Below are 13,909 nucleotides of genomic sequence, written 5' to 3' on the forward strand. Positions count from 1 at the left end.
CTGCCCGACAAGGGTCGATTTTCAGTGGGATGCTGGAGCCATGGATGTCGAGCCGCACCTTCCCCGCATCGTCGGCGACGCGTTCGCCGCAGCGGATGCCGTGGCCGCCGGAGCAGTCTGGAAACTGGAGCCCGCCGCGCGCGGCCTCGACTCGAACGTCATCGTTCTGCCCGCAGGAGATGAGATCCAGCGGCACGTCGGACCCGCGCTAGACGTGCTCATCGTGGTGCTCGATGGATCAGGGATGCTCGAGACCGCAGGCGACGCGATCGGGCTGCAGCCCGGCGCGATGGTGTGGCTGCCGCCCCGCTCCGAGCGCCGTTTCATCGCCGGGCCGGACGGCTTGCGCTACTTCTCCGTGCACCAGCGCAAGCCCGGCCTCAGCATCGGACGCTGAGGGGAACCGGCGCCCGCAGCACGTCGAGATTGCGTTGCACCGTCCGGAGGGCATCCGCTGCGGTGGCATCCGACGCGCGTCGGGCGATCTTCAGGCCCAACCAGGGCACGTCGCCAGCGGCGGCGAGCGCCGCGGCCACCTGTGCGTCATCCAATAGCGACTCCGACGCTGGATACGTCGACCGGATCGGCAGATGCGCATCGATCCACGGGTACCCGTAGGGGCTCTCCCCAGCCGCGGCACCCGACAGGGCCAGGCCCGCCAGGTGGCCGGATGCAGCGACCTGCGCGATCTGCGCGGTGACGGCATCCGCATCGCGCAGTTCGATGGCCGAGCGGCCCCAGTTGATCCACAGGCCCATGTCGACGCTCGCCTGCGTGATCGCGGCGATCTCCTGCTCGACTGTCAGGAATCCCTTCTCGGGCGTCTGCCCGGCGACGAGCGCGTCGCAGTGCTCGATCACGAGCTGCGCGCCGCGCCAGTCCCACGATGCGATCTCCCCCAGCGACCGGGCGAGGGCATCGACCGATCCGGAGTCAGCGCGGGGCGCCGAGTGCAGTGTCACGACGGCGACGGATGCCGCGCTCTCATCGACGATCCGGGCGACATCAGCAGCCACACGCCTGAGGTCGGCAAGCGCGGCAGCCCGCCCACCCACAGACGCCGATGCGATGCCGTACCCCCGGTCTGCGGCCAGCTGCCCCATCACGAACGGGATGGGCGTCACGGCTAACGCAACGGCCGGCACATTCGCGAGGAACCAGTCGTTGTCGAACTTGTGGATGCCGCCGATCCAGGGGATCTCCAGCCCCGCGACGCCGTCGAGGGCGCAGATGGCGGGCAGGAGCTCACCCTCCAGCTCCGGGTCCCACTCCACGAACGCCGGCGAGACCGGATAGGCGCTGACGAGGATCGGGGCGGTCACTCGGCATCCGCTCCGCGAACAGAACCATCAGCAGCAGCACCATCGGCAGCACCGCGAACGGCACCGACGAACCAGGAAGTGATCGTCGACGGATGGGTGATGGCCGTGCCGACGCACACCGTGAATGCTCCGGCGGCAACGGCGGCGGCGGCGTGCGCCGGAGTGTGAATGCGCCCCTCGGCGCAGATGGGCAGGGAGCACCGCGAGGCGATGAGGCGGATCAGCTCAAGGTCCGGGCCCTCCGTCTTCGGCCGCTCCCCCGAATAGCCCGACAGGGTCGTACCGAGGATGTCGGCGCCGGCTTCTTCTGCGGCGATCGCGTCGTCGAGCGATCCGCAGTCGGCCATGATGAGCGCGTCACGCCCGGTCTCGGCGAAGTGCGCGCGCAGGCCGGCGATCGTCTCCGCCAGTGTCAGAGCGTCGGGCCGCGGGCGCCGGGTGCCGTCGATCGCGACGATGTCAGCACCGGCATCCGCCACTGCGATCGCGTGGCCGAGGGTCGGAGTGATGAACACGTCCGACTCGCCGTCCTTCCACAGCCCGATGATCGGCACGGGGAGGCCTGCGACCGCACGGATGTCGGCGATGCCCTGCACGCGGATCGCGGATGCTCCACCGACGATCGCCGCGGCGGCGATCTGCGCCATCGTGTTCGGATCGCGCATGGCCTCGCCGGGGTACGCCTGGCACGAAACGATCAGGCCGCCGTGCAGGAGGGCGAGGGTGTCGTCGAATCTCATCGGTTCCTCCAGGCGGATGCTGCGGCTCCGCGCAGCGGAGCATCGTCGCCGAGCGTACCCGGCAGGATCGGGGTGTTCTGCAGGGCGTCGATCGCGTCGGCCCGAAATGCGGCGAGCATGGGCTGCCACCAGGCCGCACCGATGCTCGGCACACCGCCGGTGACGACGATGCGCTCCGGGTCGAGCAGCGTTGCGGCGCCTGCGAGGGCACGGCCGACGGAGGCCGCCGACTCAGCGAGCGCGCGGGTCGCGATCGGATCACCGGATGCCGCGGCCGCCGCCACGCCCCGGGCATCCGAGGCCTCCGGGTCTCCGCCGAGGGACAGGTAGTGGCGATGCATGCCGATGCCCGATCCCAGCGCTTCCAGGTGTCCGAGCCGCCCGCAGGGGCATCGCAGATGTTCGGCACCGGGAACGGGCATGTGCGCGATCTCACCACCGACGTGGTGCGCGCCGCGCAGCGGCCGGTCATCGGCGATGATGCCTGCACCCACGCCGGTGCCGACGGCAACGATCAGTGCACTGGATGCTCCGGCTGCGGCGCCGTGCCGGAATTCGCCGAGTGCGTGTGCGTCGACGTCATTCTGGACGGCGACGGGGGCCTCGGCATTCAGCAGCTCGCCGAGGCCATGGCGCACGAGGTCGGCGACGCGGGTGCCCGGCCAGTCGGCGAAGGTGTCGGTGGCCGAGACGATCGTTCCCGTCGTCGTATCGACGACGCCCGCGGTGCCGATACCGACCCCGACCAGTCGGGTGCCCGGCGCGGCATCCGCAAGCAAGAGCTGCGCGAGCTCGAGGACCGTCGCGATGACGGCCGAGGGTCCGTGAGCTGCGGGCGTCGGTGCCACCCGCGTGGTCAGGGGCTCGTCGTCACGGCCAGCGAGGGCAGCCGCGGTCTTCGTTCCGCCGATGTCGACGGCGAGCACGACCTCGGTCATCACACGACTGCGGCGGGCAGCAGTTCCAGCTCGGCGAGGATGCCGCGCACCCTCTGCACCGCTGCATCATCCAACGATTCGACGGTGTTCGCCATGGTGGCGTGATCGATCAGGCCGCGGGCATGCATGGCGGCCTTGAAGGCACCGACCCCCGTGGCATCGCCGGAAAGTCCGGCGGGCTGGAACACGATGTCGAAGATGCGGTTGATGCGCTCCTGCTCGGTGCGCGCAGCATCCCAATCACCACGACCGGCGGCCGCGAAAAGCCGCACGTATCCTTCAGCCTCGACGTTTGCGAGTCCGGGAACGACGCCGTCGGCGCCGGCGAGCAGCATCGCGTCGACGACCATCTCGTGGCCGGTGAGCAGAGTGAGTGGACGGCCGGCGGCCTCGTTCGCTGCGAGTAGACGACGGAAGCCGACATCGTCTCCGGACGAGTCCTTCACCCCGTGGATGACGCCCTCGCTGCCGAGCTGGAGCAGCAGTTCGAGGCTGAGCTTCGAATGCACCCGCACCGGCACGTCGTAGGCCCACAGCGGCACGCCGATCGCCGCGGCGACCGTGCGGAAGTGTTCGGCGATCTCGGCCTGCGAATTCAGCGTGTACAGGGGCGCCGTCGTGACGATCGCGTCGGCGCCGGCTGCGACGAGCTTCTGGGCGAGTTCGGCTGTGCGGGCGGCGGTGAGCTCGATCGCCCCGGCGATCACCGGCACGCGGCCCTCTGAGGTGGCGACGATCGTGCGCAGCACGGCGACGCGCTGGTCATCGGTGAGGTAGGCGGTCTCGCCGGTCGAGCCGAGCGCGAACAGCCCGGAGACGCCCGCGCTGATCAGGTGATCGACCAGCCGCTCGAGCGAGGCGTGATCAATAGTGTGATCGGGCAGCATCGGGGTGGCGACGGGTGGGATGACGCCGGTGAAGGTGGGCGTTGAAGCAGACATGTGGTTCCGGTCTTATCTCGTGGGTTCGTCAGTGCGACGAGGTCGGTTCGAGCAGCGAGGGCGCGGCGCCCAGCAGCGTTCTGGTGTAGTCATCGGTGGGGTTGTCGAACACAGCGGCGGCGTCGCCGAACTCGACGATGCGCCCCTTGTTCATGACGGCGATCTCGTCAGAGAGGTACCGCACGGTCTGGATGTCGTGAGAGATGAAGACCATCCCCAGCCCCAACTGCTGTTTGAGGTCGGTGAGCAGGTTCAGGATCTGCGCGCGCACCGAAACGTCGAGCGCGCTGGTCGGCTCATCGGCGATGATCACCTGCGGGTCGAGAACGAGCGCGCGGGCGATCGCCACGCGCTGGCGCTGTCCACCGGAGAGCTGACTGGGTAGGGCATCCAGAGCGGATGCCGGCAACCCCACCAGCCCGATGAGATCGCGGATCTTGCGCCCGCGCGATGCGACGGAGCCGAGGCGGTGCACCTGCAGCGGGTCTAGCAGCGCGTCGCGCACCGTCATCCGGGCATTCAGCGCCGTCGCGGGGTCTTGGAAGACGACCGAGAGGATGCGGCCGAGGCGCTTGCGAACGGCCGGGGTGAAGGATCGCACCGGTTCGCCGGCGAACACGACCTGTCCACTCGTCGGCTTCTCCAGGCCGATGAGCACCTTCGCCGACGTCGACTTGCCGGAGCCGGACTCACCGACGATTCCGAGGGTCTCCCCGCGTTTCACGTTCAGTGAGACACCGGCGAGAGCATCCACGTATTCCCGGTGGAAGAGCGTGGAGCTGCGCGACTTGTAGCGCACGTGCACGTCCTTCAGTTCGATGACGGTTTCGCTCATCGTCCCGCTCCGATCGCTTCGACAGGCGCATCGTCAGGATGCGCGGAGTAGGTGTGCTCGGTGCCGGGAATCTGGCGGCGGACCGGGGTGACCCCCGCGTAGCGCGCCGGGTCGGACGAGCGCGGTGCGAACCGGTCGCCGGCCGGGAAGTCGCGCGGTGACGGCACAACACCGGACACCTGATGCAGGCGGTCCGATCCCGCCTCGATCGAGAGCACGGCTCCCAGCAGGCCCTGGGTGTACTCGTGCACCGGCTGGGTGAGCACCTCGCGTGTGGTGCCCTGCTCCACCACCTGGCCGGCGTACATGACGGTGATGCGGTGAGCGAGTTCAGCCACCAGCGCGAGGTCGTGCGAGACGAACACCATCGCGAAGCCGAGCTCGCGCTGCAGGCGCATGAGCAGTTCGACGACCTGCGCCTGCACCGTGACATCCAGCGCGGTGGTGGGCTCATCGGCGATCACCAGCCGCGGGTCGCGGGTGAGTGCCATGGCGATGAGCACGCGCTGACGCTGACCGCCGGAGAGCTCATGCGGGTACGAGGCGAGCGTGCGCTTCGGGTCGAGGCCGACGAGCTCCAGCAGATCCTCGGCGCTGCGCGTGCCGCCGCGTGAGGTGAGCTGCTTCATCTGCGCGCGGATCAGCATGGCCGGGTTGAGGGAGCTCAGGGCGTCCTGGTAGATCATGGCGATGTCGTGCCCGCGGAGCGCGTTGCGCTTTTTCTGGTCCATCTGGAGCAGATCCTGGCCGTCGAACATGATCTTTCCGCGCACGTTCGCCTTGGCATCCAACAGGCCCATGATCGCCAGCGACGTGATCGACTTTCCACACCCGGATTCACCGACCAGCGCCACCGTCTCGCCGGGGCGCACGGTGAAGTTGACGTGATCGACCACATCGACATCGCCGTGGCGGGGGAACGAGATGCACAGGTCCTGCACGTCCAGAAGCGGTGCGTCGTCACCGGTGTAGATGAAGCGATCGGTACGGGCCAGCTCTCGCTCGCGCAGTTGCGCCAGGCGCTCCTCCAGTGGCACGACCGGGGTGCCGGGAACCAGCACATCGGGCACGCCGCTGGGCACGGAGAGGTTGACGGCGGTATCGATCGTGACGATCACATTGGTGTCGTCTGGACCGGCGGCAAGCTCTTCGAGGTCGCTCGTGGATTCTTCGGTGTTGGCAGCATCCACCGTGATCTTGCGCGCACGTGGCGAAACCATCGAATCGGTCATCGCCTCGGACAGGATGTTCAGGCACAGCACCGTGATCATGATCACGATGCCCGGGAAGAATGTCGCCCACCAGGCCCCCGCCATCAGCAGGCTGCGGCCAGCCGCGATCACATTGCCCCAGCTGGGCTCGGGGTCGGGGACGCCGGCCTGCAGGAACGACAGCGACGCCTCGAAGATGATCGCATCGGCGACGAGAACCGTGGCGAACACGAGCACCGGAGCCATCGCGTTGCGGGCGACGTGTTTGACGATGATGCGTGCGGTGCGCGCACCCATGACGCGCACGGATGAGACATAGTCCTCGCCGTACTGGTCGAGGATGTTGGCGCGGACGATACGGGTGAGCTGCGGCACGTAGAGGAACGCGATCGTGAGGACCAGCACCGGCAGCGATTTTCCGAACACGGCGACGAAGACCGCGGCGAGCGCGATGCCGGGGAACGACATCACAACGTCCATGATGCGCATCAGCACTTCGGAGATCCACTTCGGCGCGGTGGCGGCGATGGTGCCCAGGACGCAGGCCGCGGCGAGCGCGATCGCAGTCGCGCCGAGCCCGATCACCAGCGAGTAGCGGCCACCGTACACGAGCCGGGAGAAGATGTCGCGGCCCTGCCGGTCGGTGCCGAACCAGTGGTCGGCACTCGGAGGCTGCACCGGCGCGCCGGAAGCAAGCGGATCGTACGCTGTGACCAGCGGCGCGAACACCGCGGCCAGTGCGACGATCGCGAGCAACACGATGCAGATGATGGCGCCCAGAGACAGGCCGCCGAGGCGCAGTCCTGGAGCGGAGAGTCGTTCAGTGAGTTTGCGTCGCATGGTCACACCGCCCGGATTCGGGGATTGATGAGGACGTACAGGAGGTCGACGATGATGTTGATCACGACGAAGGCGAGCGAGACGGCCAGTGTCACACCCTGTACGAGGTTGGGTTCGTTGTTGGTCACGCCGTTGAGGATGAGGGTTCCCATCCCGGGAATGGCGAAGATGATCTCGATCACGACGGCGCCGCCGAGCAGGTAGCCGATACGCAGGCCGAGCACGGTGACCGGGGTGATCAAGGCGTTTCGCAGCACGTTGCGGCCGACGACCACCACGCGCGGGATGCCCGCACCGAGGGCTGTGCGCACGTAGTCACGGTCGAGCTCCTCGACCATCGAGGTGCGCACCACACGGGAGAGCTGCCCGATCACGGGGACGGCAAGCGCGAGAGCGGGAAGCGTCATGCGTGCGAGCCAGCCAGCCGGGTCTGTCCAGAAATCCGGAAGCGGACCGGATGCCGGCAGCACCCCGAGTCCGAGGGTGAACAGCTGGATGAGCAGGATCGCCAGCCAGAAGGAAGGAGTGGACAGCGCTGCCACACCGAAGACGCGGATCAGCTGGTCGGGCCAGCGGTCGCGGTAGACGGCGGCGAGCACACCGATCAGGAATGCCACGATCACCGCGATGATGAGGCCGAGAAAAGTCAGCGCCAGGGTGACGGGAAAGGCGCGAATGACCTCATCGATCACCGGCAGGCTGCGGGCGGAGTAGGTGCCGAGATCGCCCTGCACCATGCCGAACAGGAAGTTTACGTAGCGCACGAGCAGGGGAAGGTTCAGCCCGTGCGATTCGCGGTAGGCCTCCAGCGCCTCCGGCGATGCGGTTTCGCCCAGCGCGTTGCGCGCGGGATCGACGGGCGAGAACGACATCACGAAGAAAACGAGGAATGTGATGCCGAGGATCATCAGCGGCAGTTGGAGGAGACGCCTGCCGATGAGACGGAGCGTGTTGGACACGTGCCGTTCCTTCCGGTTGGTTCGGGGTTCTGGGTTCGCGGGGGGTGCGGGGGTGCGCCCGGGGGAAGCGCACCCCCGCGGTGGGATGCGAGCCGGTTACTTGGCGATCACGCCCACGTCGAGGAACGACAGTCCGGTGGTCGGGACCGGCTGGAAGCCGCTCAGCTCTGCGCCGTTCCATGCGGTGGGCAGCTGGCGGTGGAACAGCGGGTACAGGCTGACCTGCTCCGACATGAGATCAAAGGCCTGGCCCCAGGTCTCGCCCTGTTCGGCGCCTTCCTGCTGCGCTGCGCCCTCGATCAGGCCGCGGAGCTCGGCGAACTCCGCCGTGTCAGCCCACTGGGTGCGGGTCTCAGTCCAGACGCCGGGCGCGAACCACCAGTTCATCAGCAGGTCGGGGTCGTTTCCGAAGACGGAGGGGTCTCCCGGTGCGATTGCGACGGTGTAGTCACCCGAGTCGACGCGCTCGTAGACGGCTGCCGACTGCAGGATCTCGAGGTTGACCTTGATGCCGACGGCATCCAGGGACTCCTTGATGAGCGGCGCGACTTCCTTCACCCAACCGGTGTCGGTCATCAGCAGGTCGATCGACAGATCGGATACGCCCGCCTCTTCGAGAAGAGCCGTGGCCTTGTCGGCGTCGTAGGTGTAAACGGTCGACGCCTCCTGGTAGTCCGGGTGATCCTTGGGCAGGAACGAGGTGGCAGCCTCGGCGTTGCCGAGCATGCCGGTCTCAATGATCTTGTCCATGTCGAGTGCGTAGAACAGTGCCTGGCGCACGCGCACGTCGTCGAACGGTGCGGCCTTGGTGTTGAACATCGCAAAGAGCAGACCGAATGACTGCACCGTCTCAACATCGACCGTGGCCGCGAGACCCTCGGCATCGATGTAGGGGACGTCTTCCATCGCCTGGATCGTGCCGGTCGACATCGCGGTGACACGAGCGGATGCATCCGCAAGCAGGTTCCAGTTCATGCCGGCAGCGAGCGCGGGGCGCGTGCCGTTGTAGTCCTCGAAACGCTCGAACACGACCTTGTCCTCGGGCGTGGCTGAGACGAGCGAGTACGGGCCGGTGCCGACCGGGTTGGCGCCGAACGCCTCCGGGTCTTCCTCGACGAGCGCCTGCGGGACGATCTTGACGATTCCGAGGCGATCTTCGATGAGCGAGAACGGGAAGTCGGTGGTGATCCGGATGGTGTCGTCGTCGACGGCGGTGACCGTGTCGATGAAGTCGATGTAGCTGGTGAACAGCGAGTTGTTGGCCGGGTCGAGGACGCGCTCATAGCTGTAGATGACGTCGTCGACGGTGACCGGATCACCGTTGTGGAAGGTCGCACCCTCACGGATGTCGATCTCATAGGTGGTGTCGTCGACCTTTGTGGGCATATCGGCGGCGAGCGCCGGATAGGCCTCACGCGTCGCGGGATCGAGATCGACGAGACCCTCGAAAATGTGCCAGTTCGCTGCGACGGTGACGGCACCGGATGCCACCATCGGATCGAAGCTGCCACTGAGGGCGTAGGAAATTCCGGCTTCGATGATGCCGTTCGGGTCGATTTCGCCCGATGCTGCTCCGGGTTCGGGTGCGTTGGTTGCTCCGGCGCTGCAGCCGGCCAACACGACGGCTGTGGCGACTGTGCCGGCAACCGCGATGGCGAATCGACCACCGCGACTGCGGGTGATGTTTCGGTTCATGTGTGCTCCAGGGTGGGGGGTGTCGGACATCTTGAGGACATCTGATGTCTGATGTACTCTAAACACATGATCGTCCGAAGCACAAGAGTGGGATGATCGAGTCGTCGTCGCGAATGCACATTACGCAGTACGAGAGGTCCAGAAGATGAACTCCACCCAGAGTCGAGCGTCACGCATGCGGCGCTCCACCACGGCGGACCAGATCAAACAGCTCATCCTCTCGCGGGAGCTCTCCCCCGGTGACCCGCTCCCGACTGAGGCCGAGCTGTGCGAGACCCTCGACGTTTCGCGATCGTCGGTTCGCGAGGCGATCCGCACCCTTTCGACGCTCGACATCGTCGACGTGCGCCACGGCCACGGCACCTATGTCGGAGGGATGTCGTTGGCACCCATGGTCGAGACGCTCGTCTTCCGGGGCGTGCTGAATCCCGAGGGTTCACTGGATGCGCTGCGCGAAGTAGTCGAGGTGCGCCTGGCGCTGGATCTGTCGATGGCCGAACGCGTGGTCGATGCGGCTCAGGGGGAAGAAGACCCCGAGCTGGATCAACTCGTTACCGCGATGATCGAGAAAGCCGAGCAGGGCAAGCTCTTCCTCGAAGAGGACCGGATCTTCCACACCGCACTGTTCGATGCGACCGGCAATCACCTGGCCGGCCAGCTCGTGGGCGCCTTCTGGGACGTGCACACCGCCGCGCTCCCCCAACTCGGCATTGCACCTCCCGCCGATATCCACCACACCGCGAAGGCGCACGGCGACATGCTGCGCGCGGCGCGCGCCGGAGACGTCGAAGCATATCGGCAGGCCGTCGTGGAGCATTACGCTCCGCTGCAGCGGAGCCTCGCTCAACTGGATTGATCGCGCCGGAGCATCCGGTGTCCTACGGTGATCGTATGGCTGACAATCCGATCACTGATGCTCTTGTCCTCATCACCGGCGCCGCGCGCGGAATGGGTGAGATCTATGCCCGGCGCGCGATCGCCGCACACGCGCGCGCCGTCGCGCTGTGGGATATCGATGAAGAAGCCGCCACCGCCCTCGCCACGGAGCTTGCACAGTCCGGCATCGGGGTGCGCGCCTACCGGGTGGATGTATCGCGCCAGGAGGAGATTGCCCGCGGCATCGAGCAGGTGCGCGTCGACTTCGGCACGCCCGATGTGATCATCAACAATGCCGGGATCGTGCGCGGTGGCCCGTTCTGGGAGGACGATCCGGAGCGCGACATCGAAGCGACGATGCGCATCAACACGCTGGCGGCGATGTGGCTGACCCGCGAAGTACTGCCGGCGATGATCGCAGACACTTCACGCCCGAAGCGCATCCTGAACATCGCCTCCGCCGCGGGAACGCTGGCGAATCCGAATATGAGCGTGTACGCGGCATCCAAATGGGCACTGATCGGGTGGGGTGAATCCGTGCGCCTCGAGCTGCAAGCCGCCGGGCACCGGCACATCAAGGTGACCACGTTCTGCCCGAGTTTCGTATCGACCGGCATGTTCGAGGGTGCGCGCGGTCCGCTGCTGACGCCGATCATGACTCCGCGACGTGCCACGTCAGCGGCATGGAACGGGATGCTGAAGGGCACGCCCATGGTGCTGCGCCCGTGGACCGTGAAACTCGCGATGGCACTGCGCGGAATTCTGCCGACGCGGGCATGGGATCTCGTGGCCGATCGGGTATTCAAGGTGTACTCATCGATGGACCAGTTCACCGGGCACGCCGGTAGGTAGTCTGGTGCTCTCGCTTTTCTGAACCCCTGGGGGACGCACATGTCGGTTGGTCTGCTCGCCGTCGTCGATGACATTCTCGCCGCAGCGCTCAAAGCGTCGGCGAAATCCGCCGGTGTCGTGATCGACGATGCCGCAGTGACCCCGCAGTACGTGCAGGGGATCACACCGGCACGCGAGCTGCCCGTGGTCGCGAAAATCATGCTCGGCTCACTGGTGAACAAGTTCGTCATCATCATCCCGATCGCCCTGCTGCTGACGGCGTTCGCCCCGTGGGTGCTGCCGTATCTGCTGATCATCGGCGGTGCGTATCTCTGCTTCGAGGGTTCCGAGAAGGTGCTGGAGTGGTTCGGCTTCCATCACGGCCATGTCGAAGAGGGTGCCCGTAACGAGAACAAACTGGTGTGGGGTGCGATTCGCACCGACCTGATCCTGTCCACCGAGATCATGCTCATCTCACTGTCGAACCTCGAGGCTGGCCTGAGTTTCGGGATGACCCTGGCCATCCTCGCCGTCATAGCGGCGATGATGACGGGAATCGTCTACGGCGCTGTCGCACTGCTAGTGAAGATCGATGACATCGGGCTGAAGATGGCGAAGAACGACTCCCGGCGTGTACGCCATGCCGGTGCTCGGATCGTCCGGTCGATGCCGGCGGTGTTCCGGGTCATCAGCGTCGTGGGAACCGTCGCGATGCTGTGGGTCGGTGGGCACCTGCTGCTGGCAAATCTCGGCGAGGTGGGACTGGTCTTCTTCAGCGACATGCTGCACGGGATTCACGAGTTGCTGCTGCCGCTGGGCGGCGTGGTGGCATGGATCGGCGAGACGCTGGTTTCGGCGATCGCCGGGCTCGCGGTCGGCCTGATCGTCGTGGGTATCGTCCTGCTGATCGGGCGGATGCTGGGCAAGCGACCGTCGTTCACCGAGGGCGGCGACTCGCCGATGAAGGTGGCCGCAGCGGCGTGACCTGTTCTCCACAGCCCGCTCCGGATGAGGAGTTATCCACAGTTCCTGAATAGCTCCTGACCTGGCATTTCAATGTCGGTGGCCCCCTGTTCAATAGGAGTATGACATCCCTCGCAGAGCAGTTGGAGCGCATCGACCGGCAGCTGGCCGACGCGATGACGGATTCTGCGGCGCGTGGCGGGGTACGGCTCGTCGACGATGGTGAGCTTCTCGACGTCGTGCAGGCTATGGGGCGTATCCAACGCCGGTTGGATGGGGCGATCGTCGAGGCCACAAATCGTGTGGTTGAGCGGGATCAGTGTGAACGTGCGGCACGGCTGAGCACACAGCTCGGATGCCGGGATGCTGCCGAGGTGTTGCGGCGAACGCTTCTTGTCGACGGGTATGCAGCCCGCCGGTACGTCACCGCGGCCACTGCCGTGCACCGGGAGTTCGACATCACATCGGGCGGGCTGCTGCCGGGGCGGTTTCCCCAGCTGGCCGCAGCGCTGGCTGATGGGGCGATGTCAGTGAGCGGGTTCTTGGCCTGCACGGTGCCACTGCAAAAAGCCGCGCGGATCGGGCTCGCCGATCGCTTGGCCGCAGATGCGGTGCTTGCGCGGTTCGCGACTGGGCTCCCGCTGGACGGCGATGGTGGTGATGACGCGGACGGTGGCGCGGACAGTGCCGCGCGCGGTGACGGTGGCGAGAGCGCACCGCCGCCGACGACCGATGAGTTGGCCGGACTCACTGCGCACATCATCGCCCGCCTCGACCCGGACGGCGCCGAGCCGAAAGACCGTGCGGGCAAGCGACGCCGCTACTTCACGATCGGACGCCTGCGGGACGGATCCGTGCCTGTGCGCGGCGAGCTGCTCCCGGAGGTCGCCGCACAGCTGGAGAAGCTGGTCGACAGCCTGATGAACCCGAAAGCGGATGACGAGGCTCGCGCTGGAGGCCGCGTGCGATTCCGCCCCTCCGACGACGACGTGAGTGATGACGAGGGCAGCAATGACGCCGGCGCTGAGTACAGCACCACGCCTGCTGCCGCGGCCGCCGATGATGATGCGGGTCTCTTCGACCGCGCCGATGGTCTCCCGGCTCACAAAGCCGCATCGCCTCCACCAGAGGCGGCCGATCTGCGCACGCATGCGCAGAAGCGGCACGACGCGTTCGCGAGCATCGTGATGGTCACCGCAGCATCCGGAGGCATGCCCACACTCGGCGGCGCTGCGCCCACCCTCGTCGTGTCCGTACGCGACGAAGACTTCGCCAACCGCACCGGGCGAGCCACCGTGGAGGGCGCCGGATACGACGTCCCCCTCGGCGCCGCCGACCATGCGGCATGTGCAGGCGGGGTCGAACGAGTGCTCTTCGACGAGCATGGCGCGATCGTCGCGATCAGCACCAGTGCGCGCATTTTCACTGGCCGTCAACGCCAGGCAATCGTGCTCCGCGACCGAAAATGCCTCATTCCCGGGTGTGACATCCGTGCGGAATGGTGCGAGATCCATCATGTGATCGAACACGCCCGCGGCGGGCCGACCCACACAAGCAACGGGGTCCCCCTGTGCTGGCATCACCACCGCACCCTGGATGAGCAAATCTGGCAGGTTCGCATGCGCAATGGGGTGCCCGAAGTCCGCGGTCCCACCTGGTGGGATCCCTACGGAAAATGGCGATCGCCCCACCTGGACTATCGAGCCGTCGACGAAGCCCTCGACACCGAGCGCGTCGCCGCGTGGGCCACCTGGTGAG

The 13,909-nt window shown here is 66.7% G+C and carries 13 protein-coding genes; 5 read left to right on the top strand and 8 right to left on the bottom strand.

Translation table 11 applies throughout. The features are described from left to right. Nucleotides 1-40: 40 nt before the first annotated feature. Entirely contained in the window at nucleotides 41-397 is a 357-nt protein-coding gene (locus ACSU1L_RS07915) for an AraC family ligand binding domain-containing protein (protein ID WP_439255347.1), read from the top strand. On the opposite strand, the gene ACSU1L_RS07920 is transcribed toward ACSU1L_RS07915, so the two are convergent. The 8 genes from ACSU1L_RS07920 to ACSU1L_RS07955 all read right to left on the bottom strand — a co-directional run bounded on the left by ACSU1L_RS07920 (nucleotide 381) and on the right by ACSU1L_RS07955 (nucleotide 9,481). Then, a complete protein-coding gene (locus ACSU1L_RS07920; protein ID WP_439255348.1) occupies nucleotides 381-1,322 on the bottom strand; it encodes a DUF4862 family protein in 942 nt (313 codons plus the stop codon). The two genes, ACSU1L_RS07915 and ACSU1L_RS07920, sit on opposite strands and share 17 nt — an antisense overlap. Beyond that, nucleotides 1,319-2,062, bottom strand: a complete 744-nt coding sequence (locus tag ACSU1L_RS07925) for an N-acetylmannosamine-6-phosphate 2-epimerase (RefSeq protein WP_438253752.1) — start codon at nucleotides 2,060-2,062, stop codon at nucleotides 1,319-1,321. The genes ACSU1L_RS07920 and ACSU1L_RS07925 overlap by 4 nt, the downstream gene beginning before the upstream one ends. After that, entirely contained in the window at nucleotides 2,059-3,000 is a 942-nt protein-coding gene (locus ACSU1L_RS07930) for an ROK family protein (RefSeq protein ID WP_439255349.1), read from the bottom strand. Before ACSU1L_RS07930 ends, ACSU1L_RS07925 begins: the two co-directional genes overlap by 4 nt. After that, a complete protein-coding gene (locus ACSU1L_RS07935; RefSeq protein ID WP_439255350.1) occupies nucleotides 3,000-3,941 on the bottom strand; it encodes a dihydrodipicolinate synthase family protein in 942 nt (313 codons plus the stop codon). The genes ACSU1L_RS07930 and ACSU1L_RS07935 overlap by 1 nt, the downstream gene beginning before the upstream one ends. 28 nt (nucleotides 3,942-3,969) lie before the next feature. After that, nucleotides 3,970-4,776, bottom strand: coding sequence for an ABC transporter ATP-binding protein (locus ACSU1L_RS07940; RefSeq protein ID WP_438253749.1), 807 nt, complete (start codon nucleotides 4,774-4,776; stop codon nucleotides 3,970-3,972). Beyond that, nucleotides 4,773-6,827: a dipeptide/oligopeptide/nickel ABC transporter permease/ATP-binding protein gene (locus ACSU1L_RS07945; RefSeq protein ID WP_439255351.1), complete on the bottom strand. Its 2,055-nt coding sequence runs from the start codon at nucleotides 6,825-6,827 to the stop codon at nucleotides 4,773-4,775. The genes ACSU1L_RS07940 and ACSU1L_RS07945 overlap by 4 nt, the downstream gene beginning before the upstream one ends. 2 nt (nucleotides 6,828-6,829) lie before the next feature. Next, complete coding sequence (locus ACSU1L_RS07950) at nucleotides 6,830-7,786, bottom strand: ABC transporter permease (protein ID WP_438253747.1); 957 nt, start codon at nucleotides 7,784-7,786, stop codon at nucleotides 6,830-6,832. 96 nt (nucleotides 7,787-7,882) lie between these two features. Continuing rightward, the gene (locus tag ACSU1L_RS07955; RefSeq protein ID WP_439255352.1) at nucleotides 7,883-9,481 is read right to left on the bottom strand and encodes an ABC transporter substrate-binding protein; all 1,599 of its coding nucleotides are present in this window, start codon (nucleotides 9,479-9,481) and stop codon (nucleotides 7,883-7,885) included. A 145-nt stretch (nucleotides 9,482-9,626) separates the two neighbouring features. On the opposite strand from ACSU1L_RS07955, the gene ACSU1L_RS07960 reads away from it, so the two are divergent. From ACSU1L_RS07960 to ACSU1L_RS07975, 4 genes are all read left to right on the top strand, one after another. After that, nucleotides 9,627-10,337, top strand: a complete 711-nt coding sequence (locus tag ACSU1L_RS07960; RefSeq protein ID WP_439255353.1) for a FadR/GntR family transcriptional regulator — start codon at nucleotides 9,627-9,629, stop codon at nucleotides 10,335-10,337. 35 nt (nucleotides 10,338-10,372) lie between these two features. Continuing rightward, nucleotides 10,373-11,209 carry an SDR family NAD(P)-dependent oxidoreductase gene (locus tag ACSU1L_RS07965; protein WP_439255354.1) on the top strand — a complete coding sequence of 279 codons (837 nt, stop codon included), beginning with the start codon at nucleotides 10,373-10,375 and terminating at the stop codon, nucleotides 11,207-11,209. 39 nt (nucleotides 11,210-11,248) lie between these two features. Further along, nucleotides 11,249-12,172 (top strand): DUF808 domain-containing protein, encoded by a 924-nt coding sequence (locus ACSU1L_RS07970; protein WP_439255355.1) that lies wholly within the window; start codon nucleotides 11,249-11,251, stop codon nucleotides 12,170-12,172. Between the two features lie 101 nt (nucleotides 12,173-12,273). Further along, entirely contained in the window at nucleotides 12,274-13,908 is a 1,635-nt protein-coding gene (locus ACSU1L_RS07975) for a DUF222 domain-containing protein (protein WP_439255356.1), read from the top strand. Nucleotide 13,909 lies beyond the last annotated feature (1 nt).

Origin of the sequence: Microbacterium sp. A94 (assembly GCF_051842855.1) — a bacterium.
Classification (GTDB): domain Bacteria; phylum Actinomycetota; class Actinomycetes; order Actinomycetales; family Microbacteriaceae; genus Microbacterium.